Here is a 23,990-nt window from a genome sequence, read left to right on the forward strand (position 1 = left end):
GGCGGAAATGAAATGGTCGGAGATCAGCATTCATACGTCCAACGAGGCGATTGAACCCGTCTCGAACATCCTTCACGAGGCGGGGGCGGCCGGGGTGGTCATCGAGGATTCTTTCGATTCCATAAAGGAACAAAACGGAAAATTCGGGGAAATCTATGAGTTGAACCCGGAAGATTATCCGAAGGAAGGGGCCGTCATCAAGGCTTACTTCCCGGTAAACAGCTTTTTGGCGGAGACGATCGACGAGATCAAAAACGCGATTGAAAGCCTGACCCAATACGATATCGATATCGAACCGAACATCATCACCGTCAGTGAAGTCGACGAGGAAGACTGGGCGACGGAGTGGAAAAAATATTATCACCCGGTGAAGGTTTCCGAAAAAATTACCATCGTCCCTTGCTGGGAAGACTACGAGAAGCGGTCGGAAGAGGAAATCGTCGTCGTCTTGGACCCGGGGATGGCTTTCGGCACGGGCAACCATCCGACGACGGTGATGAGCATCCAAGCCCTGGAAAGGTTCGTGAAACCCGGGGATTCGGTCATCGATGTCGGAACCGGATCCGGCGTTCTGAGCATCGCAGCCGCCCTTTTGGGCGCCGATCGAGTGCTCGCCTTGGATTTGGATGAAATCGCCGTGAAGTCCGCCGGCGATAACTGCAAACGAAACAAGGTGGAACAGATCGTCACCGTTCAACAAAATGATCTGCTCGACGGGATCGATACGGAGGCGGATGTGATCGTCGCCAACCTTTTGGCGGAGATCATCCTCCGTTTTTCCGGCCAGGCCTACCGGAACTTGAAGCCGGGAGGGATCTTCATCGCTTCGGGCATCACCGCCCAGAAGCGGGAAACCGTCGAAAACCATTTGCGGGAAAACGGCTTTTCCATCATGGAAACGCTGATGATGGAAGACTGGATCACCACGATTGCGAAAAAATGATTTTCCGGAGGCGCCCCCGCCCCAAAGAACGAAGCAGGTGTTCGTATGCAAAGGTATTTTTATCAGGGACCGAGCCCTTCCCTCCGCTCCCTGCGCATGGAAGGGGACGATTTTCACCATATGGCCAATGTGATGCGGATGAAACCCGGGGAAAGAATCGTCCTTGTTTTTGCCGACGGAAGGGAAGGCGTATATGAAATTTCCGAGATCAAGCGCGGATACGCGGAAGTTGCCTTTGTCCAATGGATCGAAAAAAACCGGGAACTCCCCGTCCGTGTGACGATCGCCTCGGCCATGCTGAAGGGCGACCGATGGGAATGGCTGATCCAAAAGGGGACGGAGCTCGGCGCGGGAAGCTTTATTCCCGTCGTCACCGAGCGGACGGTCGTGAAGCTGGAAGAAAAGAAAATCCCGCAAAAGATCCGGCGATGGGAAAAAATCGCCAAGGAGGCCGCCGAACAATCGGAAAGGAACCGCATCCCCGCAGTGGAAAAGCCCCGTTCCTTCCATGCCCTCGTGGAGATGAGCCGGGCCTTTGATCATCGGCTGGCCGCCTATGAAGAAGAAGGGCGGAAAGGGGAGTCGGAAAATCTCTTGAAACTTTTCCGTTCGGTGAAGCCTTCCGAGTCGCTGCTCGTGCTCACCGGACCGGAAGGAGGATTTTCCAAACGGGAGATCGAAACATTAACGGAGCAAAACTTTTTCATTTGCGGGATCGGCCCGCGGATCCTGCGGGCGGAAACCGCACCCCTGTATATCCTGTCCAACATCTCCTTTTATTTTGAACTGATGATGAGGTGAATGAATTGCCGACAGTCGCATTTTATACATTGGGTTGCAAAGTGAATCACTACGAGACGGAGGCCATCTGGCAGCTGTTTAAAAAGAAGGGGTATGAAAGGGTCGACTTCGAAAAGGAAGCCGATGTTTACGTCATCAATACATGCACCGTCACCAACACCGGCGACAAGAAGAGCCGTCAGATCATCCGCCGGGCGATCCGGAAAAACCCTGATGCGGTCGTCTGCGTCACGGGATGCTATGCCCAAACTTCCCCCGCGGAAATCCTGGCGATTCCCGGCGTGGATGTGGTGATCGGGACCCAGGACCGGGCGAAGCTGCTCGATTACGTGGAGCAGCATCAAAGGGAGCGGCGGCCGATCAACGGGGTTCGCAATATCATGAGAACCCGGGTTTACGAAGAATTGGAAGTGCCTTATTTCACCGACCGCACCCGGGCTTCTTTGAAAATCCAGGAAGGCTGCAACAATTTTTGCACCTTTTGCATTATTCCTTGGGCCCGCGGTCTGATGCGCTCCCGCGACCCGAAGGCGGTCATCCGGCAGGCCCGGCAGCTGGTGGACGCCGGTTATCGGGAAATCGTTTTAACCGGAATCCATACCGGCGGATATGGCACCGACTTGAAAGATTACAATCTGGCGATGCTCCTCCGCGATTTGGAAGAGCAGGTGGAAGGGCTGAAGCGGCTCCGCATCTCCTCCATTGAAGCGAGCCAGCTCACCGATGAAGTGCTGGACGTCATCAGCCGCTCCAACGTGATCGTCCGCCATATGCACATCCCCCTGCAGTCGGGTTCGAACACCGTCTTAAAGCGGATGCGGAGAAAATATTCGGTGGAATATTATGCCGAAAGATTGGCCAAACTGCGGGAAATCATGCCCGATGTGGCCGTCACCTCCGACGTCATCGTCGGTTTCCCCGGCGAAACGGAGGAGGAATTCATGGAAACTTATCATTTCATCAAAGAACAGAAATTTGCCGAATTGCATGTGTTCCCCTTCTCCAAGCGGAACGGCACCCCGGCCGCCCGGATGGAAAACCAAATCGACGAAGAGGTGAAAGCCGAACGGGTGCACCGCCTGATCACATTGTCCGACCAGCTGGCCAAAGAATATGCCTCCAGGTTTGAAGGGGAAGTTCTGGATGTGATCCCGGAAGAAAGATATAAAGAAGACCCGAAATCGGGCTTGTACGAAGGATATTCCGACAATTATCTGAAGGTTGTCTTTCCGGCGACGGAAGAGATGGTCGGGAAAATCGTCCGCGTGAAGATCACGAAGGCCGGTTATCCGTACAACGAAGGACAGTTTGTCCGCGTCATGGACGATGACCTCCCGGCGCCGAAAAAGCGCGCGATCGTCTAACGTATCGCGGGATGGATGTGGGATCGCCGGCGCCTAAAAGGTGCGCCAAAAAAGGGTAAGAAACGTGCTTCCGCCGTCCGGCATGGATGCACGGAAAATTTCTGCAAACGGGATGCCTCCAGCATGGGGCATCCCGTCCCTTTTCAGGAGGCTTGGTTTTGGCTCTAGCCGGGGAAGCGGCGTCCGCCCGTTCCGGCTGGTCCCTTCCCTTGCGTATTCTGGCCTTGTCCCCATTTTGGGACGAGGCTTTTTAAAACGGCACGGAAGCAGCGTGCACGGGGGATTTTTTGCCGAGAAGGGAGGAAAAAATCCCTGCTTTTTCCCGGGCATGGCGCCCCGGCTTCAGTCGTGCGGCCGATACCCCTAGTTCGATGCCTGCACGGCTCCTCTCCTTCCGGCAGGCGGGTTCTGTTCCGGAGGATGCCCCATGGAAAGATCTTCCGCCGGGCAAAAAACCGCTTTGGAATAAAAAAGCCTTTGACGGACCTATTACGGCCGTCAAAGGCTTTTTTCCCGTATTTCAAGGTCTTCAAACGCCTTTAATTGGACAAGGCCTTTTGCGTATCCGGCATTCCTTTCTTCGGATGTTTTTCCGCCGAATCCGCCGGCCCCTTCGCCCGCTTGATGAAGAAGGCCAGGAAGAGGGCGGCGAGGGTGAGCAAGGCGGAGACGAAGAAGGCGTCCCTGATTCCTCCCAGCATGGCCTCTTGGGCGATTTGCTCTTTGGAAATGGAAATCCCCTTGCCGGCGGCCAGATGCACGGCGTTTTGCGCCAATTCCTTTGCGTGGTACTCCGTCCGGTTCGTCATGACGGTGATCAGGAGCGCCGTGCCGATTGCGGCGGATACCTGGTTCAGCGTGTTGTTCATCGCCGTACCGTGCGGGTAAAGGTGAACGGGCAATTGATTCAGCCCGTTGGTGGAAACGGGCATGAAGACCATGGACATCCCAAACATCCGGACGGCGTGCAAAAGCATGAGCTGGTGGTAGCTGGTATCCATCGATATTTTGCTAAACAGATAGGTCGAGACGGTGACGATGGCCAAACCGATGACCGCCAAGATCCGCCCGCCAATCCGATCGAACAGCCTGCCGTTGATGGGGGACATCAAGGCGTTGATGATGGCCCCGGGCAAAAGCATCAACCCCGTGTCCAGCGGGGAAATCCCCAAAATCGTTTGGGCGTAAATGGGGAGCAAAAGGAACCCGGAGAACATGGCCATGTTTACGATGATCGTGATGGCGGACGCCAAAGTGAACATCGGATATTGATAGACCCGGAAATTGAGCATGGGACGTTCCAGCTTGAATTGCCGGAAGGTAAAAACGGTTAAGGCGATAACGCCGATGACAATGGTCAAATCAACTTGCGGACTGGACCATCCATGGCTCCCCGCGGTGCTGAATCCGTACAGCAGGCTGCCAAATCCTACGCTCGACAAGAGAAGGGAAAGGATATCCAGGCGGATGTCAGTCTCTTTCCTTTTATCTTTCAGCAGCACGCCTCCTGTGATCAGGATCACCGCCGCCAACGGGGTGACGAGATGAAACAGCGCCCGCCAATCGAAATGTTCGACGATCCAACCGGACAGGGTGGGCCCGATGGCGGGGGCAAACATTAAAATAAGCCCGAAAACCCCCATGGCCGCTCCCCGGCGGGAAACCGGGAAACTGACGAGCATGACGTTCATCAACAGCGGCATCATGATGGCCGAACCGGAGGCTTGGATCATCCGCCCGGCCAGGAGCAAGGGGAAAGCGTGGGCAAAGCCGGCAATGACCGTTCCGAGGGTGAATAAGCCCATGGCCCAAAGAAACAGCTGGCGAACGGAGTATTTTTGGATAAGGAATGCGGTTGTCGGAATCATGATTCCGTTCACCAGCATAAATCCGGTGGTCACCCATTGGACCGTTGAAGGGCCAACCTTCAAATCCTCCATGATGGAAGGTAGGGCAACGTTTAACAAGGTATTGTTTAAGAAGGTGATAAACGCGCCGATCAACAGGACGGCAATGATGCCGTACGCAGGTTTGTTCGCGGTTTTCGCTTCTTGATCCATCGTATTCCCCCTTTTTTCCCAGTTTTCCATCCCCCGTTGGAGAAAATCCATGCCCTATATCTTATCTCATATTTTTTGGGATTGCAATAAAAATGAAATTTGTCCCCCGTTCCCTGCCACGGCCGGACGGCGGCGTCATGCTCCTACGTTTTCCGCCCGGAGGGGGACATCGGCCGTACCGCTTTCCCCTGCATAAAAACCTCCCGCCGGCCTGAAAACTCCCTACCGGCGTCCAAGAAGTTCCGGACGCATGCGGCTTTCCCCTCATTGAGCCGCGCGTCCGGGAACCGGATGCGGATTTCCGATAAACAAGGCCACGCCTTTATTCCGGGCCGATCCTCTCCCTCCGGCGGCCCGCTTTCCGGGAAGGTTTGACAAAAAGGCGACAATCCTCCAACATTAAAGAGAGGACAGAAATTTGTTGGAAAAGGAGTAAAGCGGATGGACATTGCCAAGTATATCGATCATACTTTGTTAAAGGCCGAGGCGACGGAAGCGCAGATCGCCGCGTTGTGCGAGGAGGCAAAAACCTTCGGTTTCGCTTCCGTTTGCGTCAATCCCGCCTGGGTCTCCTACGCCAAGGAAAAACTGTCGGGGAGCGGCGTGAAGGTTTGTACCGTCATCGGCTTTCCCCTCGGTGCCACGACGACGGAAACGAAGGTGTTCGAAACGAAGAACGCCATTGAAAACGGGGCCGAGGAAGTGGACATGGTCATCAACATCGGGTGGCTGAAAAGCGGCCGTTTCGATTTGGTGAAGGAAGACATCCGCAAGGTGGCGGAAGCCGCGGCGGGAAAAGCGCTGGTGAAAGTCATCATTGAAACCTGCCTGCTGACGGAAGAGGAAAAAGTGAGGGCATGTCAGCTGGCCGTGGAGGCCGGGGCGGATTTTGTAAAAACATCGACGGGCTTTTCCGTGGGAGGGGCCACGGTGGAAGACGTCCGCCTGATGAGGGAAACCGTCGGTACGAAGGCCGGGGTGAAGGCATCCGGCGGAATCCGCACCTTGGAAGACGCGAAAAAAATGATCGAAGCGGGGGCGACGAGGCTCGGCACCAGTTCCGGCACCGCCATCGTACAAGGAAAAACGGGCGGACAGGGATATTGAAGGAAATGGACGAAGGGGATGCGCGGCGTCTTCGGCCGATGAACTTTTCGGGACGGAAAGGGTTGCAAAACCGGGCTTGAAGGACGCTGCCAAAGATCCGCCGGCGGCAAACATGGAAGGAAGAGAAAAAGCGCGGGGCGGATTTTGGGAAAAATTTCCTAATCATAAGTGAACGGAAAGGGCCGGTTTTCTTCCCGGCGTTGCTGTTGCCGGATTTTCCCGGCGGCGGGAGATATTTTCGGGAAGGAAAGCGGCTATTTTCCATGGATTTTTTCGATGAGGCCGGCAAAGGATCCGGTAAAGGGGAGGAAGAGGAGCGACACGGCGGCATTGAAGAGAACGGCCGCATGGGCCAGCTGCTGTTCCGGATCGGCCGCCAGTTTTTCCACCAAATGGGAAAAGGGCGCCAGGAACGGAAAGAAAAGGGCGGCGCCGAGAATATTCAGCCAAATGTGGGCGAAGGCCGCCAGTTTCGCTTCCTTTCCCCCGCCGATGCTGGCCAGGTAGGCATCGGCGCAAGTGCCGATGTTGGCGCCGAGCAATGCCGCGATGGCGGCGGAAACCGACAGAACCTTCGCCTCCATAAACCCCATTAAAATGCCGGTCATCGCCGTGCTCGACTGGATGACCGCCGTAAGCAGGCAGCCGGCCAGGACGGCCAAGGATTCATGTTCGTTCACCGCGGAAAAAAGAGGGGCGGTCCATTTCATGGCGGATAGGGGTCCGGCGAACCGTTCGAACCCGAACAGGCTGAAAAAAACGGCCCCCAGCCCGAAAAGGAAGAAACCGGCGTTCCGGACCGCTTCCCGCGGAATAAGGAAAAAGACCGTTCCCAGCAACATGAGCGGAAAAACCATTTGATCGGTGCTGAAGGCGAGGAATTCCACGGTGATGGTCGTCCCGATGTTCGCTCCGAGGATGATGCCCAGTGATCGGCGGAAAGATAACAGCTTTGCCGAAATGAACCCGACGGTGATGATCATGACCGCCGAGCTGCTCTGCAAAATGGCGGTGATCAGGATCCCGGAGAAAAATCCTTTGAGCGGTGTGCCCGCAAAACGGAGGAGCCATTTTTTCATTTTTTGCCCGGCGATGTGCATCATCCCGTAGCGGATGAGCATCATCCCGCAGATAAACAAAAGAACCAGCAGGCCAAAAAGGAACGGAAGCATGTCCTCACCTCTATTCCAATGTATGAATTCCGCTAAAAAAGATGTATAAAAGTTTCCTTGGAAAAGCAAAATTTCCCTGGAAACGGGGGCCGGCGCGGGGGGCGGCCTATGCGGAAGACTCAAGAAAGATTTCGGAAAAGAATTTTGCTGCTTCTTTTTTCCTGCGGGGCCGCCGGAAACAGTTTCCGGGAAAATTCTTCCCGGTGAAAGCGGCGCGGTAATGAAAAGAAAATGGAAAAAAGCGCAATTTTGCGGAATGTTTTTGCAGGGAAAAGGAAGAACTTTCATATGGAGCAGGGCCTTATGGCTTGCCGCAATCTTCAGCGGCGCCGAAGGCGGTTTGAGAGGAAAAAGCGGGAATTGCCATTCGGGATGAAGTTTCTATGCGTGAACAGGAAAATATGCCTGCAAGAGGGAGTGGGGCGTCTTGATTGCAAACCATGAAAGATACCGGGATATTCTGACCGCCGGACGCAAGGTGCTGGCGGAAAAGGGATTCGAGAATACGAAAGTATCCGACATCGTGGAAAGGGCGGGCGTCGCCAAAGGGACCTTTTACCTCTATTTCCCTTCCAAATTGGATCTGGTACTCGCCTTGGCGCAAGATATGCGGCAACAGATTCTCTCGGAAGCGAAGCTTGCTTCCGCCGGGAAAAAGAACTCGCGCGAGGCGCTTGCCGCGGCCATTTCGGCCGCTTTCCGCGCGATGTCGAATTTCCGTGACATTTTTCCGGTCTTCAATGCGATCAGCGCATTCAGCACGGACCGTTGGGAGGCCGAAAAGGAGATCCGAATCCCGTATTACCTTTTTCTCCGCCAGCTGATCGAGGAAGGGCAGAAGAGCGGAGAATTCCGTTCCGACCTGAATCCCGCCGTAACTTCGCGGCTGATTGCGGGGATGGTGGAACACGCGGCCCACGAGTGTTTCGTGTATCATTCCCCCATTGCCGTGGAGGACTATCTTGATCATATCCGGAAGCTGATCGATGCTTTATTTGACCGGGACTCCGATGCCGGCGGCCAATCAGCCCTGTGACAGCCGGGTTGAAACTATGCCATCGCCCTATTGAAAGGCGGCAAGGGTTTCGCGGGCCGGCCAGTTTCTGTTCCGGGTTTTACTTTTTAAGAGGAAAGAAAGCAATGTCTGGCGCGCGCGGGAAAAACGGAGCAGGGCGTGCCATCCGGATCTCCTGCCGCATCCAGAGGAGCGGCCCTCACCACATTCCCTTGGCACAGGACATGTCTGCTTTATGGTCGATGGCGGAAGGCGGCGTAAAGGCGTAAACGAGAAAGAGAATATCGGGACAGGCGGAGGGCGGCGTTTCAATATGCGGAGCATCGCTTGGCTGCGGCATGCAACGACGTGGCTGCCGGACTTTTCCGCAGAAAAGTTCCGCGACGAAACGTTGTCACAGCCAGCCGCATTCTGAGATCGCAAGTATTGACGATCCTTTTCTTCAGGAGTAAAATGAAAAATGACTGACGGTCAGTCATTTTCCTGCGGTCTGCTCGTCCGCAGCCGGATGTTTGAAGACAAGGGGGATCCGGTTTATCGCCTTGCGCTTTCTTCACAGCCTTATGGCCCTGCAAGCCGTAACTGGCCTTTAGAAAGGGGGAGGATGGAGATGTTGCGTATGTTGAGAAATTTATTAAAAAAGGATGTGCCCGCGGCAACCGCGGCGCGGATGGGTATGTTGCGCATGTTGGCCCATTGGGTCACCCGGTATCCCCTGTTGGTCGTCGCCGGCTGGCTGATCCTGACAATCGCCCTTTTACCTTTTACATGGAACATGGGACAGCGGCTCACCGGCGAGCTGACTCCGCCAGCCCATTCCCAGGCCCTTGAGGTACAGCGCCTGATTTCCCGCAATATGCCGGATGCGGGCAAACAGCAACTGGTGCTGACCTTGCATTCCGAAGAACACGCCGTGGGAACACCGGAATTTGAAGCGGGATTGGACACGTTGTTGGAGAAAATCCGTGGCGTGCCGGGAGTGGACCGGATCATCACCCACCGCGACCTCGGCTTCGAACGTCTCGGACCTTCGGGTCAGGAATACTCCGCCATTCTGCTGAGCATGGACATTTCCAGTCTGGAGAAGGCCCAACAAGCGGTGGAGTCGATCCGCGAAACACTGAAGGAATGGAATTCCGCCTTCGAGGTCAATGTTACCGGACTTCCCGCCGTGGCCATTGATCTGTCCGAGGTTTCCGAAAGCGATGTGGGACGGGCGGAGCAAACGGCGCTTCCCGTCACAAGCATTCTGCTGGTGGCGGCATTTGGCGCCCTGCTCTCCGCCCTGATTCCGCCTCTCGTCGGTTGGATTGCCGTCATCCTGGCACTGGGCGCGATCGCTCTCCTGTCCCGGGCATACCCCGTGCACTCGCTGGCTCAAACGGTGACCGTCATGTTGGGATTGGCGGCGGGTATCGACTACTGCCTCCTGATGGTGACCCGGTTTCGCGAGGAAATGGACAAGGGACAATCGCCGCGGGAAGCCGCCATGCGGAGCGTCACTACCGCCGGCAGAGCCATCGTGCTGAGCGGCATCATGGTTGCCGTCTCCCTGGTTGCTCTCCTCTTCCCGCCGCTGAATCTGGTCCGTTCCATCGGCATGGCGGGCATTGTCGTCATCCTGTTTTCGGTCCTTGTCGCCGTCACGCTCGTTCCGGCCCTGCTGACCCTTCTCGGTGCGCGGATCAATTGGCCGAAAGCGATCTATCGCTGGTTCGCCCCGTCCATCAAGGGAAAAGGCTGGGAACGTCTGGCTGGCTGCATCGCCGCCAGACCGGGCCGCTGGGCAGCCGTGGCCACGTTGTTCCTTTTGGCGCTGGGGCTTCCGCTGGGCCGGATTGAAATCTACAACGAGGGCGTGCAAAATCTGTCCCCTTCCGTCGAGTCACGGAAAGGGGTGGAAGCGCTCAAACATCTGGACTTGGATGGCATGCTGGATCGGGTTGATGTCCTCGTGGACCTGGGAGAGGGGAACACGTTCTATGGCACACCGGCGGTGGAACAGGCCGCACGCCTGACGAAGGAACTGGAGTCGGCGATCGGGAAAGGCATCGTCCTTGGACCTGCCCCGTCCAAGATTCCGGAGGATGCGCTCCGGAAGCTTTATGCGTCTCCTCCGGTTGAAAACGCCTTCCCAATTCCCGAGGCTGCTCGCTATATCAGCGAGTCGGGCCGGTTCCTGCTCTTCCGGGTCATGCCGGAAGATGCGCTTGGGGCGCAGACACGGGATTCGTTCGTCCGCCAGGTCCGCGACCTGGCCAGGCAAAGTTTCGCGAAAGCCTCCGTTTTCCTGGGAGGAGATCCGGTAGCGTTCCAAGACTTTGATCGCGCGCTTTACCGGAATTTCCCCGTAGCGGTCGCCTTGGTGCTACTCCTTACCTTTCTGTTTCTGTTTGCGGTCTTTCGTTCCCCATATGTGGCGATGGTCGCGGTCGCGGGAAATTTATTCGTTCTTGCGGCGAGCATGGGGGCGCTTGTTGCCGTCTTCCAATGGGAATTGGGACATGCGGCGGTGCATCCCATGGTTCCGGTAATTGTCTTCGCGATCACCTTCGGGCTTTCCATGGATTACCAGGTGTTCCTGCTCAGCCGGGTCTGGGAGTTCCATCTGGAAGGTAAACCGCTCCGCGATGCCATCGTAAACGGCGTGAGCTGCACGGCGCGGATCATTACTTTCGCGGCGCTGATCATGGGAGTGGTGTTTGCCACCTTTATGATCAGCGATGTCATGACGGTGAAGATGCTCGGATTCGGCCTGGCCGCGGCGGTGCTCTTGGATGCGACGATTGCCCGGCTGATTCTCATGCCGGCCCTGCTCGCCTTGGGACAAAGGTTCATCCGTCGCAAAGGTGAACCTTCCGCCTTTCTGCATCAGTGAACGGGTCCCGTGTGGAACGAATCCGGATCTCCTTCGTTTTCGATGTGCTTTTAAAAGGGTGATCCCAATGCTTGGAACGGGATCTGCCTGCCTATGACCGGCCTTCAGATCAGGGCCGCCGGAAAAGGCTGTTCCAAAAGTGTCCGCATCGCGTTCGCTTTTGGGACAGTTTTTTTGGCAAAAGAAGAAGAAAATCATTCCTTTGTATTATCACAATCAAAAAGGACGGTTTTCTTGGACGTATATGGTGATAAACGAAATCTTTCGGCATTTCATGCGGGCTGCATTCTTGGACATATACGTCGATAAACTCCGGGATTCGGATCGGTTTGGCAGGCGATAAGCGGATAAAGCGGAAGCATGGATGCAGGATGATTAACAAAACCGTTCCTATAGCGGCACGCTCGGTCCTTTGGATGATCGGCCGTTGTCACACAGGGTTTATAAAGGTTTTCCAATCGGCGATTCCTGTCCGTCCGGCGGAAAGACCGTTGTCGGCTGATCGGCCGGATCGAAAACCCGATGCGTTTTCACAACGGAACGGGAAAAAACCCCCCTTTGCCGTACAAATTCCTTTTTCCGATGGCGGCCGAAAGCCGCAAATCTGTTGACCGCTTTTCCGCTTTGTTGTATAATTCTATAGGTATATGTTTTTATGTGTAACGGTTTTTGTTTGGAGGGAGGGATAAAAGTGACAAAAACAGTCGTCCGCAAAAACGAATCGCTTGACGATGCGCTGCGCCGCTTCAAACGCCAGTTGTCAAAAGTCGGCACCTTGCAGGAGCTGAGAAGGCGCGAGTATTACGAAAAGCCAAGCGTAAGAAGAAAGAAGAAATCGGAAGCGGCAAGGAAAAGGAAACGGTAAAAGAGGGTGTCAGGATGAGTCTTCTCGAAAGGCTTAACGAAGATATGAAATCGGCAATGAAGAACAAGGAAAAGGAAAGATTGTCCGTCATCCGGATGATTAAATCTTCATTGCAAAACGAAGCGATCAAGCTTGGCAAAAGCCAGTTGTCGGAAGATGAGGAAATGACTGTTTTGTCACGGGAAGTCAAACAAAGAAAGGAATCCCTCCAAGAGTTTAAAAAAGCGGGAAGACAGGATCTCGTGGAAAAGACGGAAAAGGAACTCGCAGTTGTTTCCCAATATTTGCCGCAACAGCTTTCGGAAGATGAACTGCGCCAGATCATCCGACAAACCATTTCCGAAGTTCAGGCGACGTCGAGAAAGGATATGGGAAAAGTCATGGCCGCCGTCATGCCGAAAGTGAAAGGAAGGGCTGACGGATCCTTGGTCAATCAAATCGTGCAAAAAGAGTTGTCATAACTCTTTCGGATAAAAATGGGCTGGTTTTCGATCAGCCCATTTTCATTTATAATGAAAACAAGCAAAAATGAAACTTTTTCCGGAAATCGGCGTAAATACAGTCAGGAAGCCCGGAAAGGAGGGGAAAGGTGAGAAGGTTTTTATCCGTTCTTTTTTTTGTCCTGATTTTTATTCAACCGTTGCCGGCTTCCGGGGATCAGGACACGGTTTACGTCATCCCTCTTAAAAACGAAGTGGAAAAGGGCTTGTACGCCTTCATCAACCGGGCGGTCCATGAAGCCGAGGCGGAAGGCGCAAAGGCGATCATCCTGGACATCGATACGCCCGGGGGCTTCGTCGACGCCGCCGACGATATTGCCCAAGTCATTACGGAAACGAAGATAAAAACCGTCGCCTTTGTGAACAAGGATGCCCTGTCCGCAGGCGCCTACATCGCATTGAACGCCGACGAAATTTACATGACCCCCAATGCCAGCATGGGGGCGGCGGCGGTGATCAACCAGGACGGAACGGCCGCCGACCAAAAGGCCCAATCGGCCTGGCTGGCAAAAATGAAAAGCGCGGCGGAAAACGGAAACCGCGATCCCCTCTATGCGATGGCCATGGTGGATGATTCCATCGATTTGCCCGAATATGATGCGCCGAAGGGGAAATTGCTAACATTGACGGCGAAAAATGCCGAAGAAGTCGGCTATGCGGAAGGGATTGTCCAAAACCTTGAAGAACTGCTGGCGAAACTCGGGCTGGAAGATGCGAATGTCAAACATGTCAAAGAGAGCTTTGCCGACCGTCTGGCGAGATTTATCACCCACCCGGTGATCGTCCCGATCCTGCTTTCCCTCGGGAGTCTGGGACTGATTGTGGAATTGTATACCCCGGGATTCGGACTTGCCGGCATCACCGGCCTCGTTTCCCTGCTGTTGTTCTTCTACGGCCATTATATTTCCGGGTTGGCCGGTTTGGAATCGCTGCTCCTGTTCCTCTTGGGCGTCATCCTGGTGATCGCGGAATTGTTCATCCCCGGGGGAATCGCCGGTTTTTCGGGCCTCGGTTTGATCATCGTTTCCATCCTGATCGCCGGGGAAAACGTCTGGCATATGGCGATCAGCCTGTTCATTGCCATAACGGCGGGAATATTGACGATGGTGATCATGATGAAATTTTTCGGGAAGAAAATCACGTGGTTGAACAAATTGGTGTTGCGGGACGCGACGACAACCGAAAAGGGCTATGTCTCAAATCCGTCGAGAACGGATCTTTTGGGGAAGACCGGCTATGCCCTGACGCCCCTCAGGCCGGCCGGGACGGTGGCGATCGGAAATGAAAGGATCGATGCCGTGACGGAAGGCGGTTTTATCCCGGAAAACGCCGCGGTGAAAGTCATTGAAGTGGAAGGCGTCCGGGTTGTCGTCCGCGAAATGAAAAAGGATCAAACGGATAAGGAGGTTACCGGATGATTTTTGGGATCGATATCTTTTTGCTCGTCATCATTGCCGCTGTTATCATTCTGTTTGCCGTTCTGATGTCCTTTGTCCCGGTCATGCTCTGGATCTCCGCCTTGGCCGCCGGCGTGCGCATCAGCATCATCACCTTGATCGGGATGCGGCTCCGGAGGGTCATTCCGGGAAGGATCATCAATCCGCTGATCAAAGCCCATAAGGCCGGGCTGAATGTCACGATTAACCAGCTGGAAAGCCATTATTTGGCCGGCGGGAACGTGGACCGGGTGGTCAATGCCCTGATCGCGGCCCAGCGGGCCAATATCTCCCTGACCTTCGAACGCTGCGCCGCCATCGATTTGGCGGGAAGGGACGTTCTGGAAGCGGTCCAGATGAGCGTCAATCCGAAGGTCATTGAAACGCCCTTTATCGCCGGGGTGGCGATGGACGGAATCGAAGTGAAGGCGAAGGCCAGGATCACCGTCCGCGCCAACATCGACCGGCTGGTGGGCGGAGCCGGCGAAGAGACGGTGATTGCCCGCGTGGGCGAAGGGATCGTCAGCACGATCGGTTCGTCGGAGGACCATAAGAAGGTGTTGGAAAATCCCGATCTGATTTCCCAAACGGTGCTCCGGAAAGGCCTGGATGCCGGAACGGCTTTCGAGATTTTGTCCATCGACATCGCCGATGTGGATATCGGGAAAAACATCGGGGCGATGCTGCAAACGGACCAGGCGGAAGCCGACAAGAAGATCGCCCAGGCGAAAGCGGAAGAACGGCGCGCCATGGCCGTTGCCCGGGAGCAGGAAATGCGGGCGAAGGTGCAGGAAATGCGGGCGAAAGTCGTCGAAGCCGAAGCGCAGGTGCCGCTGGCTACCGCCGATGCCCTCCGCTCGGGCAATATCGGCGTATTGGATTATTATAACCTGAAGAATATCGTCGCCGACACGGCCATGCGGGAATCCATCAGCCGTACCGCCGATCAGGCGAAAAAAGACGATGAAAGCCGATAACCGAAAAAAGGGAGGCCGTTCCCGTGTTCGACCAATTTTTTGACACCGTCCTTCCCTTTCTGGTCATGCTCGGTTTTATCACATCCTTCATTTCCGGCATGAGGGACGAGAAAAAGAAAAAAGGGAAAAGGCCGCAGCATCCCGCCCGGGAAATTCCTCCGAACCCGGCGCCCGGTGCGCCGGGAAAGGCGCATAAGATCGAAATTTTTGAAGAGGAGGAAAACGTTTCGTCCCCGGTTGGGGATGAGATGACCGGCGGCCATGCCGGGGAAGAGAAGGTCCTTGCTCCGGGCGCCGCGGCGGACGCATCTCCCCCGGTCCCTTCTCCGATCCCCCGCGTTACGAAGAAGGAGATTGTCCAAGGGGTGATCTGGCAGGAGATATTGGGGCGCCCGCGGGCGAAAAACCCGATCCGGTTCCGGATGTAATCCCTCTTTTCGCCCGCCGGGTTTTCCGGGCAAAGGCGGGAAAAATCCGCCGGTTTGTGCTAATCCCCCCCTTTCGCTCATACATATGAGTTGAAAGGGGGGTTTTTTGTGGCCAAAAATTGGGGGCAGCGATTGCGGAAATGGATCGCGAAACAGCTGGATCTCCCGGAGGACGTCATGATGAACCTTCCGAGGCTGACGATGGTCGGACAAATCCATTTGTACATAGAAAACCACCGGGGACTGTTATCCTTTTCCGACAGCGAAATCCGCGTCCGCTTGAGCCGCGGCCAACTGCTCGTCAAGGGCAGCTCCCTGGTCATCAAGGCGATTTTACCCGAGGAATTGCTGCTGGAAGGAATGATCGAACATGTCATCTTTATACAGGAGTAAACGGCGGGTGAGAAGATGAAAAATCTTTGGTTTCAACAGCTTTCCGGTCTGGTGAAGGTGGAGGTCACCGGCAAAGGGGCCGAACGGCTGATCAACCAGCTGGTGCGTGACGGGATTTTTCTTTCCCGGATTGAACGGACGGGCGGGGAGCATCTGAGCTTCTATATGCCGGCCAAGGCCGTTCCCGCGTTGCGGCAGGCCAGACGGCAGCATCGCGTCAAAATCCGCTTTACGGAAAGGTCGGGGATTCCCTTCGCGTGGAAGCGGGCAAGGAACAGATGGGGGCTCATGGCCGGGACGCTCCTTTTTATCCTGGTGCTCACGATTTTATCGAACACCGTCTGGAAAGTGGAAATTGTCGGGGCGAAGCCGGGAACCGAGGAAAAGATTGTCCGGCAGCTGAAAATGATGGGGATCGAAAGGGGGAAATTGCAATTTTTTCTCGCCGAGCCGGAAGAGATCCAGCGGAAGCTGGCGGAGAAAATCGATGAGATCACCTGGGTCGGCGTGCAGACAGACGGGACAACCTTCCGCATTCAAGTGGTGGAAAAGGAGCGTCCGAAGGCGGATCCCCCCCTTTCTCCCCGGCATCTGGTCGCCGGAAAAGAGGCCATCATCGTGGAAATGTACGTGGAAAAAGGGCAGAAGATGGTTTCCGTCAACGATTACGTCAGTCCGGGACAAATCCTGGTGTCCGGCCTGGCCGGCGGCCGGGCGGTGGCCGCCGAAGGAACCGTACTCGGGAAGACTTGGTACAAAACGGCGGCCGAGATCAAAATGAAAACGGAATATTCGGTGCTGTCCGGCGAAAAAATGACGGCCCACGCCATAAAGTTTTGGGATTTTTCGCTGCCCGTCTGGGGCTTTCAGAAGGACCGCTACCAACAGAAGAAGGTCGAACGGACGGAAAAGCCGTTCCATTTCCTTTTTTGGAAGCTGCCCGTCTCTTACATAAAGACGACCGTCCGGGAAACGGAAGTGCACGAGAAGACGTACAGCGTGGAGGAGGCGAGGAAAGCGGGGCTGGAAATGGCGAAAAAGGATCTCCTCTCCCGCTTGCCGGAAGGGGCTGAAATCGAATCGGAAAAAATTTTGCATGAAAAGCTTGAGAATGGTACATTTAAACTGACGGTCCTTTTCGACGTCATCGAAAACATCGCCGTCGGGCGACCAATTCATACGAACTGAGGAGTGTTGGCATTATTGAACACCTTCGAATTGTTCTTGGAAGATTCGGAAAACCAAATTTCCCTGTTTGGCACTTCCGATTATCATTTGAAATTGATCGAAACCGAACTCGGGGTGATCATCACAACCCGGGGGGAAAAGGTCATCCTTTCCGGGGAAGATCCGGAACAGCTGCGGCTTGCTTCAGAGGTGATCCAGGCCTTGCATCAGACGATCCGGCAGAACGTCTCCCTTTCCCCGAGGGACGTGATGCTGGCCGTGCAGATGGCCAAAAAGGGGACGGTGGAGTATTTCTCCGATCTTTTTAAAGAAGAGATCACCAAAAATTTCAAAGGAAAGCCGATTCGCGTGAAAACCCTGGGCCAACGGAATTACGTCCAGGCGATCAAGACCCATGACCTCGTTTTCGGGATCGGTCCGGCGGGGACGGGAAAAACCTTTTTGGCCGTGGTGTCGGCCGTCCATGCCTTGAAAAACAACTTGGTCAAACGGATCATCCTGACCCGTCCGGCGGTGGAAGCGGGGGAAAGCCTGGGATTTTTGCCCGGGGATATGAAGGAAAAGGTCGACCCGTATTTGCGGCCGCTATATGATGCCTTGCATGAAATTTTGGGGGTCGAACATACCGCCCGGCTGATTGAAAGGGGAACGATCGAAATCGCCCCTCTCGCCTACATGCGCGGCCGGACGCTGGATGACGCCTTCGTCATCCTCGACGAGGCCCAGAACACGACCAAGGCGCAGATGAAGATGTTTCTGACCCGTCTCGGTTTCGGTTCCAAGATGGTGATTACCGGCGACCGGACGCAAATCGACCTGCCGAAGGGCGTGGAATCCGGGCTGATCGCCGCTGAAAACATATTGGCCGACATTTCCGGCATCGCCTTCATCTATTTGGAACAAAGCGATGTGGTCCGCCATCCCCTCGTCGCGAAGATCATCCAGGCCTACGAACGGGAACGGACATGAAGGGAGCCGGGACCGGCCGAAAACCGGATCCTCGGCCGAAGCCGGCCCGGATGGAAAACCGAAGCGCAAACCGTCGGAAATTTGTAACAAAACCGCCCATTTTGCGGTTTTGTTTTTTTAAAAGCGGGTCCATTTCCGGAAAAACGGTTGTTTTTTCCGATTTTATTTGTTATTTTTTGTTAAAGCGATGATTTGCATCGGGCGGCAAGAGGAGGCGGAACCGGTGAAACGATGGTTAAACAAGTGGCAGGCAGCGGCGAAGAAAATGGAAGAGTTGAAATTTTTCCGTTGGATCCTTTTCATCCTGACGGTTCTCCTGTTGTTTGTTTCCATGTACAGCAACGTCCGCAAGGAGAAACTGGACATCGACTTGTTTTCCATCGCGGACCGGACGATCCGGTCTCCCATAACGATCGAGGACAAGGAAAGCACGGAAAAGAAACGGAAGGAAGCCGTTGCCCAGGTTAAAGACGTCTACGTTTTAAGACAGGAGTATGCCCAAAACCGCGTCGATCTCGTCCGTTCCATCTTTGACGCGGCGATCGAGACGCTGGAAGGAAACAAAGAGGGGAAGGGCGAAGGCGGAGGTCTCCCTCCGACAACGGAAGAAAGATTGAAGGATTTGAAAGAAAGCCTGACCGAACCGGTCGCGAAGGAGATTTCCGACGCCACTTTTTTGGCCCTGGCCTCCGCATCGAAGAACGAATTGTCCGTCGCCAAGGATTATACGGTAACGGCGGTCCATAAGGTGATGAACGAACGGATCCCGGCGAACGAGGTGGAAAACGCGAAAAAAAGGGTGGAGGAAGCCTTGCGCATCACCGCCATGCCGGAAAATTTGAAAAACGCCGCCGTGGAACTCGCCAGGCATGCGATCGTCCAAAATGAATTTTACGATCCGGAAGCGACGGAGGAATTGCGCAAGCAGGCCGCCGAAAATGTGGAGCCGGTGAAGATCCTGCAGGGGCAGGTCATCGTGGAGGAAGGGCAGCTCGTCACGCCGGAAATCTACAGACAGCTGAAATTGCTGGGATTGATGGACGGGAAGGACTCCTTTCTGCCGTTCATCGGCCTTCTTTTGCTGTCGGTGATGCTCGCTTCGGTCCTGTTCGCCGGCCATATGCACCTTTTGGGAAGGGAAAGGAAGGAAAACAGGCGGGATCTATTCATTTCCATTTTGATTTTTTTGATCGGCCTCGGCATCATGAAAGTTTTGAGCTTCGTCAAAAACGACGCCTTTGAGATCACCTTCCTCTTCCCGGCGGCCATGGGGGTGATGCTCGGCAAACTCTTGATCAGCGAAGCGAAAGGGATATTGATCACCATCGCCTGGGCCCTGTGCGGAACGGTGATTTTCAACGGGGAATCTTCCGGCGCCTTCCACATCACCGCCGGGATCTATATTTTGCTGAGCGGCCTCAGTTCGATCGTCTTTTTGACAAACCGGAATCACCGTTCTAAAATATTTCAGGCGGGACTGTTCGTATCCGCCGTCAACATCGCCGTGATTACCGCCCTGTTTTTCATCCCGGATTCCCGGATGTCGGCTTTGCATTACGGGTATTATTATTTGACGGGGATCGGGTCGGGGATCGGATCGGCGGTTTTGACGATCGGCATCCTGCCCTTTTTTGAAGCGGGGTTCGGCATTCTCTCCTCCATGAAGCTGATCGAACTCGCCAACCCGAATCACCCGCTGTTGAAAAAGATTTTGACGGATGCGCCGGGAACTTACCATCACAGCGTCATGGTGGCCAATTTGGCCGAGGCCGCCTGCGAGGCGATCGGGGCCAACGGCCTTCTGGCGAGGGTCGGGAGCTACTACCACGACGCGGGAAAGATCAAGCGGCCGATGTATTTCATCGAAAATCAAAACAATATTTCCAATCCCCACGAACATCTCAACCCGGTGCAAAGCCGAAACATCATTATCGCCCATACATCGGACGGAGCGGAAATATTGGAGAAGCACCGGATGCCGAAGGAGATCGTGGCGATTGCCCGCGAGCATCACGGCACATCCGTTTTAAAATATTTTTATGTCAAGGCGAAGGAAGCGGGGCTGGATGTGAAGGAGGACGAATTCCGCTACCCGGGGCCGAAACCCCGGACCAAGGAAGCGGCGGTGATCAGCATCGCCGACAGCGTGGAAGCGGCCGTCCGCACCGTTAACGATCCGGACCGCAAAAAGATCGAGTCCCTCGTCAAAAACATTATTAAAGACCGTTTGAATGACGGACAGTTTGAGGAATGCGACATCACATTAAAGGAACTGAAAACGGTGGAAAAGACCATCTGCGAGACGCTGTACGGCTTTTTCCATCACCGGATCGAATATCCTTCATGAATTGGCAAAGGGGAAGAAAGATGACCGTTGAAATCGATTTGATCGACAAGACCGGGCGATTGGCCGAGGATGCGGCGGAGACCGTCGAAAAACTGATCCGGTTCGCCGCCGATTACGAAAACATCAAGGAAGATTGCGAAGTCTCCATCACGATCACCGACAACGAGGAAATCCGCCAGCTGAACCGGGACTACCGGGGGAAAGATCAGCCGACGGATGTTTTGTCGTTTGCCCTGGAAGAATCCGGCGACGGGGAAAGCGAGATCTTGGATGCGGACATGCCCCGCGTCCTCGGGGATATCATCATTTCCCTCGACAAGGCCCGGGAGCAGGCGGAGGAATACGGCCACAGTTTCATGCGGGAATTGGGTTTTCTGGCCGTGCACGGCTTTTTGCATCTCCTCGGGTATGATCACGGAACGGAAGAAGAAGAGAAAATCATGTTCCGGAAGCAGGATGAGATTTTAGAACAATTCGGATTGCCCAGATGAGGACGGAAGATGATGAAAAGGATCGGAAGATCGTTTCGTTTCGCCTGGGAAGGGTTCCATACTTCCGTAAAAAAGGAAACCAATTTAAAAATCCATTTGTTCGTTGCGGCTGTCGTCATCCTTTTCGGCTTCTGCCTGCGGATTTCCCGCTTGGAATGGGCCGTCGTGCTCTTGACGATCGGCGGCATGATCTCCCTCGAGCTGGTCAATACGGCCATCGAGCGCGTCGTCGATCTGCTGAAGCCCGAATGCCATCCTTTGGCGAAGGAGGCGAAGGATGTCGCCGCCGCCTCTTGCCTGTTTTTCGCCGTCGTATCCGCCCTGGTCGGCGCCGTCATTTTCCTACCGAAACTGTTGCCGTAGGGGCGCGTTGAAAGGCTGTCCCGCTCTCGCCTTTTGGCGGTTCGGCCGCGGACGGCAAGATGCGGATGCGGCTCCGGCCCGGTCCGTTCTCGCCCTTTGGGACGGGAGACGAACAAGGCCTTCCCCGGATTTTCCGGAAGGAGCGCCGCCGGGACGGGCGCTGCGCACGCCCGATTTTCCCGGACATAAAACTTAAAACCGTGCCGGCCTGGAAGGACCGGCCAATTTATTGTAAAATAAGAGAAGAGCGTTTGAATTTGAACCATTCGGGAAGGGATGAACGACGTGACCGATGAGCAATTGATCGAAGAAGCGAAAAAAGCGCTGGACTTCGCCTACGTTCCCTATTCCCGTTTTCCCGTCGGAGCGGCGCTTTTGACGGAGGACGGAAAGGTTTACCGGGGCTGCAATATCGAAAACGCCGCCTACAGCATGTGCAATTGCGCGGAAAGGACGGCCATTTTTAAAGCGGTTTCCGAAGGGGACCGGAAATTTGCCAAGCTCGCCGTCGTCGCCGATACGGAGCGGCCTTGTTCTCCGTGCGGCGCGTGCCGGCAAGTGATCTCCGAGTTTTGCCGGAAGGATATGCCCGTCCTTTTGACCAATTTGAAGGGCGATTTGCTAAGGACCACGGTTGAACAATTATTGCCTGGAGCTTTTTCAGCGGAGGATCTGTATGAGTAACGAAAAACCGTTCAAATCAGGGTTTATTTCCATCATCGGCAGACCGAATGTGGGGAAATCCACCTTTCTCAATTCGGCCATCGGCCAAAAAATCGCCATCATGAGCGACAAGCCCCAGACCACGAGAAACCGGATCCAGGGGGTTTTGACAAGGGAGAATTCCCAAATGGTGTTCATCGACACCCCCGGCATCCACAAGCCGAAACACCGCCTCGGCGATTTCATGCTGAAGGTGGCCGTGAACGCCTTGAAGGAAGTCGATCTGATCCTTTTTATGATCACGGCGGATGAAAGTTTCGGCAAGGGGGAAGAATTCATCATCAACCAATTGAAAACGGTGGAAACCCCCGTCTTTTTGGTGATCAATAAAATCGATCTCGTCCATCCGGACGAATTGCTGAAAATCATCGTCCAATACAAGGATCTCTACCCGTTCAAAGAGATCGTCCCGATTTCCGCTTTAAACGGCAACAATATGGACCGCCTGCTCGACGTGATCGAGGACTATTTGCCCGAAGGGCCGCAATATTATCCGGCCGGTCAGGTCACCGACCACCCCGAACGTTTCATCATATCCGAAATCATCCGGGAAAAGGTGCTCCATCTGACCCGGGAGGAAGTGCCCCACAGCGTGGCCGTCGTGATTGACCAGATCGAAAAACGGGACGATGAAAAGAACCTCGTCCACATCATGGCCACGATCATCGTCGAAAGGGATTCGCAGAAGGGGATCCTCATCGGCAAACAGGGGCGGATGCTGAAGGAGATCGGAAAGCGGGCGAGGCTCGAGATCGAGCATCTCCTCGGTTCGAAGGTATTTTTGGAGCTCTGGGTGAAGGTGCAGAGCGACTGGCGGAACCGGCTGACTTACCTGAGGGAGTACGGCTACCGGGAAGATGAGTATTGAGGATTAGCAATTTTTACGTTTTATGTTTTTGTTGTTTTCAGGCAAACTAAATAACGAAGGTTGGGGACAGGGCTGTTTGAAAAAACCGAAAGGTGGGGGATTCCATGCTCGATTTCACATGGAAACTGTTTCAAGAGACCGGGGATATCCAAACTTACCTTCTCTACAAGGAGTTGGAAAGGGAGCTGGGAAAGGCTCCGGAAAAGAAAAAAGAAAGACGTTCAAACAGGCATGATCCCTCAACCTATTGAGTCGGAAGGTGACTTTTTTGTGGAGAAAGATCGAAGGAATCGTTTTGCGGACGAGCGATTACGGCGAGGCGAATAAAATCGTCACCCTCTTTTCCAGGGAGATCGGAAAATTCGGCGCGGTGGCGCGGGGAGCGAAAAAGCCGAACAGCCGGCTCGCTTCCGTCACGCAGCCTTTTACCCACGGGTTTTTTATTTGCACCGTCGGATCCGGTCTGGGGACGATCCATCAGGGGGAAATCATCGATCCGTTCCGTTCCGTGAAAGGGGACATTTTTTTGACCGCCTACGCTTCGTACATCGTGGAATTGACCGATAAATCGGCGGATGAAAAAAGGGCTCACCCTTCCCTTTTCGAGCTGTTGCGTCTGACTTTGCATTACCTGGACAGGGGCTCTGACCCGGACATTTTGAAAAATATTTTCGAGATCAAGATGCTGCATGTGCTCGGCCATCAGCCGCAGCTGGCCGGCTGCGCATCCTGCGGGAAGGCCGAAGGGGATTTCTCCTTTTCCGTCAGGGAAGGCGGCCTGCTCTGCGAAAGATGCGCCGGACGGGACCCGTACGCCATCAAGATTTCCCCTTCCACGGCCAAGCTGTTGCGCTTGTTTTCCGTCATCGATTTGAACCGGCTCGGATCGATCAATGTGAAAGAAAGAACAAAAAAGGAACTGAACGACTGCATCTCCGCCTATTACGACGAATACACCGGCCTGTATTTGAAAACGAAGAAATTCCTGAATCAGATGGAAAAATTCAAGCCGTGAAGCCGGCTTTTTCGGGGAATATTGACAAACGTTCGCGTTTTCGCTAGCATACAATTAACAAAACGGTCGAAAAAAGAAAACGGTTGT

Annotated in this window: 23 protein-coding genes; 21 read left to right on the forward strand and 2 right to left on the reverse strand. The window is 54.5% G+C overall.

The window, feature by feature from the left end:
- Positions 1–7 precede the first annotated feature (7 nt).
- Genes prmA through mtaB form a run of 3 tightly spaced genes read left to right on the forward strand, consistent with a single transcriptional unit; the run spans position 8 to position 3,108 of the window.
- Positions 8–943, forward strand: a complete 936-nt coding sequence (gene prmA, locus A3EQ_RS0104330) for a 50S ribosomal protein L11 methyltransferase (RefSeq protein WP_020153963.1) — start codon at positions 8–10, stop codon at positions 941–943.
- Between the two features lie 45 nt (positions 944–988).
- On the forward strand, positions 989–1,744 hold the full coding sequence (locus A3EQ_RS0104335) for a 16S rRNA (uracil(1498)-N(3))-methyltransferase (protein ID WP_020153964.1): 756 nt from the start codon (positions 989–991) through the stop codon (positions 1,742–1,744).
- A gap of 5 nt (positions 1,745–1,749) precedes the next feature.
- Positions 1,750–3,108: a tRNA (N(6)-L-threonylcarbamoyladenosine(37)-C(2))-methylthiotransferase MtaB gene (mtaB, locus tag A3EQ_RS0104340; RefSeq protein WP_026499733.1), complete on the forward strand. Its 1,359-nt coding sequence runs from the start codon at positions 1,750–1,752 to the stop codon at positions 3,106–3,108.
- Positions 3,109–3,647: 539 nt separating this feature from the next.
- Here the strand turns inward: mtaB and A3EQ_RS0104350 are convergent.
- Positions 3,648–5,168 carry a DHA2 family efflux MFS transporter permease subunit gene (locus A3EQ_RS0104350; protein ID WP_040369108.1) on the reverse strand — a complete coding sequence of 507 codons (1,521 nt, stop codon included), beginning with the start codon at positions 5,166–5,168 and terminating at the stop codon, positions 3,648–3,650.
- A 441-nt stretch (positions 5,169–5,609) separates the two neighbouring features.
- Here A3EQ_RS0104350 and deoC point away from each other — a divergent pair, with 441 nt between their 5' ends.
- Positions 5,610–6,275, forward strand: coding sequence for a deoxyribose-phosphate aldolase (gene deoC / locus A3EQ_RS0104360; RefSeq protein WP_020153969.1), 666 nt, complete (start codon positions 5,610–5,612; stop codon positions 6,273–6,275).
- A gap of 254 nt (positions 6,276–6,529) precedes the next feature.
- Here the strand turns inward: deoC and A3EQ_RS0104375 are convergent, their stop codons facing one another.
- Positions 6,530–7,447 (reverse strand): Na/Pi symporter, encoded by a 918-nt coding sequence (locus A3EQ_RS0104375; RefSeq protein ID WP_020153971.1) that lies wholly within the window; start codon positions 7,445–7,447, stop codon positions 6,530–6,532.
- A 427-nt stretch (positions 7,448–7,874) separates the two neighbouring features.
- Between A3EQ_RS0104375 and A3EQ_RS0104390 the strand changes: the two genes are divergently transcribed.
- The 17 genes from A3EQ_RS0104390 to recO all read left to right on the forward strand — a co-directional run bounded on the left by A3EQ_RS0104390 (position 7,875) and on the right by recO (position 23,903).
- Positions 7,875–8,483 carry a TetR/AcrR family transcriptional regulator gene (locus tag A3EQ_RS0104390; RefSeq protein WP_020153974.1) on the forward strand — a complete coding sequence of 203 codons (609 nt, stop codon included), beginning with the start codon at positions 7,875–7,877 and terminating at the stop codon, positions 8,481–8,483.
- A gap of 589 nt (positions 8,484–9,072) precedes the next feature.
- Complete coding sequence (locus tag A3EQ_RS0104400) at positions 9,073–11,340, forward strand: MMPL family transporter (RefSeq protein WP_020153976.1); 2,268 nt, start codon at positions 9,073–9,075, stop codon at positions 11,338–11,340.
- Between the two features lie 691 nt (positions 11,341–12,031).
- Positions 12,032–12,205 carry a 30S ribosomal protein S21 gene (gene rpsU / locus A3EQ_RS0104415; RefSeq protein WP_020153979.1) on the forward strand — a complete coding sequence of 58 codons (174 nt, stop codon included), beginning with the start codon at positions 12,032–12,034 and terminating at the stop codon, positions 12,203–12,205.
- Between the two features lie 14 nt (positions 12,206–12,219).
- Entirely contained in the window at positions 12,220–12,666 is a 447-nt protein-coding gene (locus tag A3EQ_RS0104420; RefSeq protein ID WP_020153980.1) for a GatB/YqeY domain-containing protein, read from the forward strand.
- 128 nt (positions 12,667–12,794) lie between these two features.
- Positions 12,795–14,123 carry an NfeD family protein gene (locus A3EQ_RS20590; RefSeq protein ID WP_020153981.1) on the forward strand — a complete coding sequence of 443 codons (1,329 nt, stop codon included), beginning with the start codon at positions 12,795–12,797 and terminating at the stop codon, positions 14,121–14,123.
- Entirely contained in the window at positions 14,120–15,118 is a 999-nt protein-coding gene (gene floA / locus A3EQ_RS0104435) for a flotillin-like protein FloA (RefSeq protein ID WP_020153982.1), read from the forward strand. Before A3EQ_RS20590 ends, floA begins: the two co-directional genes overlap by 4 nt.
- Positions 15,119–15,141: 23 nt before the next feature.
- Complete coding sequence (locus A3EQ_RS0104440; RefSeq protein WP_020153983.1) at positions 15,142–15,546, forward strand: hypothetical protein; 405 nt, start codon at positions 15,142–15,144, stop codon at positions 15,544–15,546.
- Between the two features lie 108 nt (positions 15,547–15,654).
- Positions 15,655–15,939 (forward strand): sporulation protein YqfC, encoded by a 285-nt coding sequence (gene yqfC / locus A3EQ_RS0104445; protein ID WP_020153984.1) that lies wholly within the window; start codon positions 15,655–15,657, stop codon positions 15,937–15,939.
- A gap of 15 nt (positions 15,940–15,954) precedes the next feature.
- Positions 15,955–17,127 (forward strand): sporulation protein YqfD, encoded by a 1,173-nt coding sequence (gene yqfD, locus A3EQ_RS0104450; RefSeq protein WP_020153985.1) that lies wholly within the window; start codon positions 15,955–15,957, stop codon positions 17,125–17,127.
- A 15-nt stretch (positions 17,128–17,142) separates the two neighbouring features.
- Positions 17,143–18,096, forward strand: coding sequence for a PhoH family protein (locus A3EQ_RS0104455; protein WP_020153986.1), 954 nt, complete (start codon positions 17,143–17,145; stop codon positions 18,094–18,096).
- Between the two features lie 265 nt (positions 18,097–18,361).
- Complete coding sequence (locus A3EQ_RS0104465; protein ID WP_040369110.1) at positions 18,362–20,443, forward strand: HD family phosphohydrolase; 2,082 nt, start codon at positions 18,362–18,364, stop codon at positions 20,441–20,443.
- A 20-nt stretch (positions 20,444–20,463) separates the two neighbouring features.
- The gene (gene ybeY, locus A3EQ_RS0104470; RefSeq protein WP_020153989.1) at positions 20,464–20,934 is read left to right on the forward strand and encodes an rRNA maturation RNase YbeY; all 471 of its coding nucleotides are present in this window, start codon (positions 20,464–20,466) and stop codon (positions 20,932–20,934) included.
- Between the two features lie 9 nt (positions 20,935–20,943).
- Positions 20,944–21,297 (forward strand): diacylglycerol kinase family protein, encoded by a 354-nt coding sequence (locus A3EQ_RS0104475; RefSeq protein WP_020153990.1) that lies wholly within the window; start codon positions 20,944–20,946, stop codon positions 21,295–21,297.
- Positions 21,298–21,573: 276 nt separating this feature from the next.
- Positions 21,574–21,981: a cytidine deaminase gene (locus A3EQ_RS0104485; RefSeq protein ID WP_040369075.1), complete on the forward strand. Its 408-nt coding sequence runs from the start codon at positions 21,574–21,576 to the stop codon at positions 21,979–21,981.
- Complete coding sequence (era, locus tag A3EQ_RS0104490; protein WP_020153993.1) at positions 21,974–22,888, forward strand: GTPase Era; 915 nt, start codon at positions 21,974–21,976, stop codon at positions 22,886–22,888. The genes A3EQ_RS0104485 and era overlap by 8 nt, the downstream gene beginning before the upstream one ends.
- A gap of 104 nt (positions 22,889–22,992) precedes the next feature.
- The gene (locus A3EQ_RS22045) at positions 22,993–23,139 is read left to right on the forward strand and encodes a YqzL family protein (RefSeq protein WP_020153994.1); all 147 of its coding nucleotides are present in this window, start codon (positions 22,993–22,995) and stop codon (positions 23,137–23,139) included.
- 17 nt (positions 23,140–23,156) lie between these two features.
- Positions 23,157–23,903: a DNA repair protein RecO gene (gene recO / locus A3EQ_RS0104500; protein WP_020153995.1), complete on the forward strand. Its 747-nt coding sequence runs from the start codon at positions 23,157–23,159 to the stop codon at positions 23,901–23,903.
- The last annotated feature ends 87 nt before the right edge of the window (positions 23,904–23,990 follow it).

The organism is Caldibacillus debilis DSM 16016, assembly GCF_000383875.1.
Taxonomy (GTDB): domain Bacteria; phylum Bacillota; class Bacilli; order Bacillales; family Caldibacillaceae; genus Caldibacillus; species Caldibacillus debilis.

Coding starts and splice junctions, on each gene's coding strand:
- prmA (WP_020153963.1), top strand. CDS start 8: ATGAAATGGTCGGAGATCAGCATTCATACGTCCAACGAGGCGATTGAA.
- A3EQ_RS0104335 (WP_020153964.1), top strand. CDS start 989: ATGCAAAGGTATTTTTATCAGGGACCGAGCCCTTCCCTCCGCTCCCTG.
- A3EQ_RS0104350 (WP_040369108.1), bottom strand. CDS start 5,168: ATGGATCAAGAAGCGAAAACCGCGAACAAACCTGCGTACGGCATCATT.
- deoC (WP_020153969.1), top strand. CDS start 5,610: ATGGACATTGCCAAGTATATCGATCATACTTTGTTAAAGGCCGAGGCG.
- A3EQ_RS0104375 (WP_020153971.1), bottom strand. CDS start 7,447: ATGCTTCCGTTCCTTTTTGGCCTGCTGGTTCTTTTGTTTATCTGCGGG.
- A3EQ_RS0104400 (WP_020153976.1), top strand. CDS start 9,073: ATGTTGCGTATGTTGAGAAATTTATTAAAAAAGGATGTGCCCGCGGCA.
- A3EQ_RS0104420 (WP_020153980.1), top strand. CDS start 12,220: ATGAGTCTTCTCGAAAGGCTTAACGAAGATATGAAATCGGCAATGAAG.
- floA (WP_020153982.1), top strand. CDS start 14,120: ATGATTTTTGGGATCGATATCTTTTTGCTCGTCATCATTGCCGCTGTT.
- yqfD (WP_020153985.1), top strand. CDS start 15,955: ATGAAAAATCTTTGGTTTCAACAGCTTTCCGGTCTGGTGAAGGTGGAG.
- A3EQ_RS0104465 (WP_040369110.1), top strand. CDS start 18,362: ATGGAAGAGTTGAAATTTTTCCGTTGGATCCTTTTCATCCTGACGGTT.
- ybeY (WP_020153989.1), top strand. CDS start 20,464: ATGACCGTTGAAATCGATTTGATCGACAAGACCGGGCGATTGGCCGAG.
- A3EQ_RS0104475 (WP_020153990.1), top strand. CDS start 20,944: ATGATGAAAAGGATCGGAAGATCGTTTCGTTTCGCCTGGGAAGGGTTC.
- A3EQ_RS0104485 (WP_040369075.1), top strand. CDS start 21,574: ATGAACGACGTGACCGATGAGCAATTGATCGAAGAAGCGAAAAAAGCG.
- era (WP_020153993.1), top strand. CDS start 21,974: ATGAGTAACGAAAAACCGTTCAAATCAGGGTTTATTTCCATCATCGGC.
- A3EQ_RS22045 (WP_020153994.1), top strand. CDS start 22,993: ATGCTCGATTTCACATGGAAACTGTTTCAAGAGACCGGGGATATCCAA.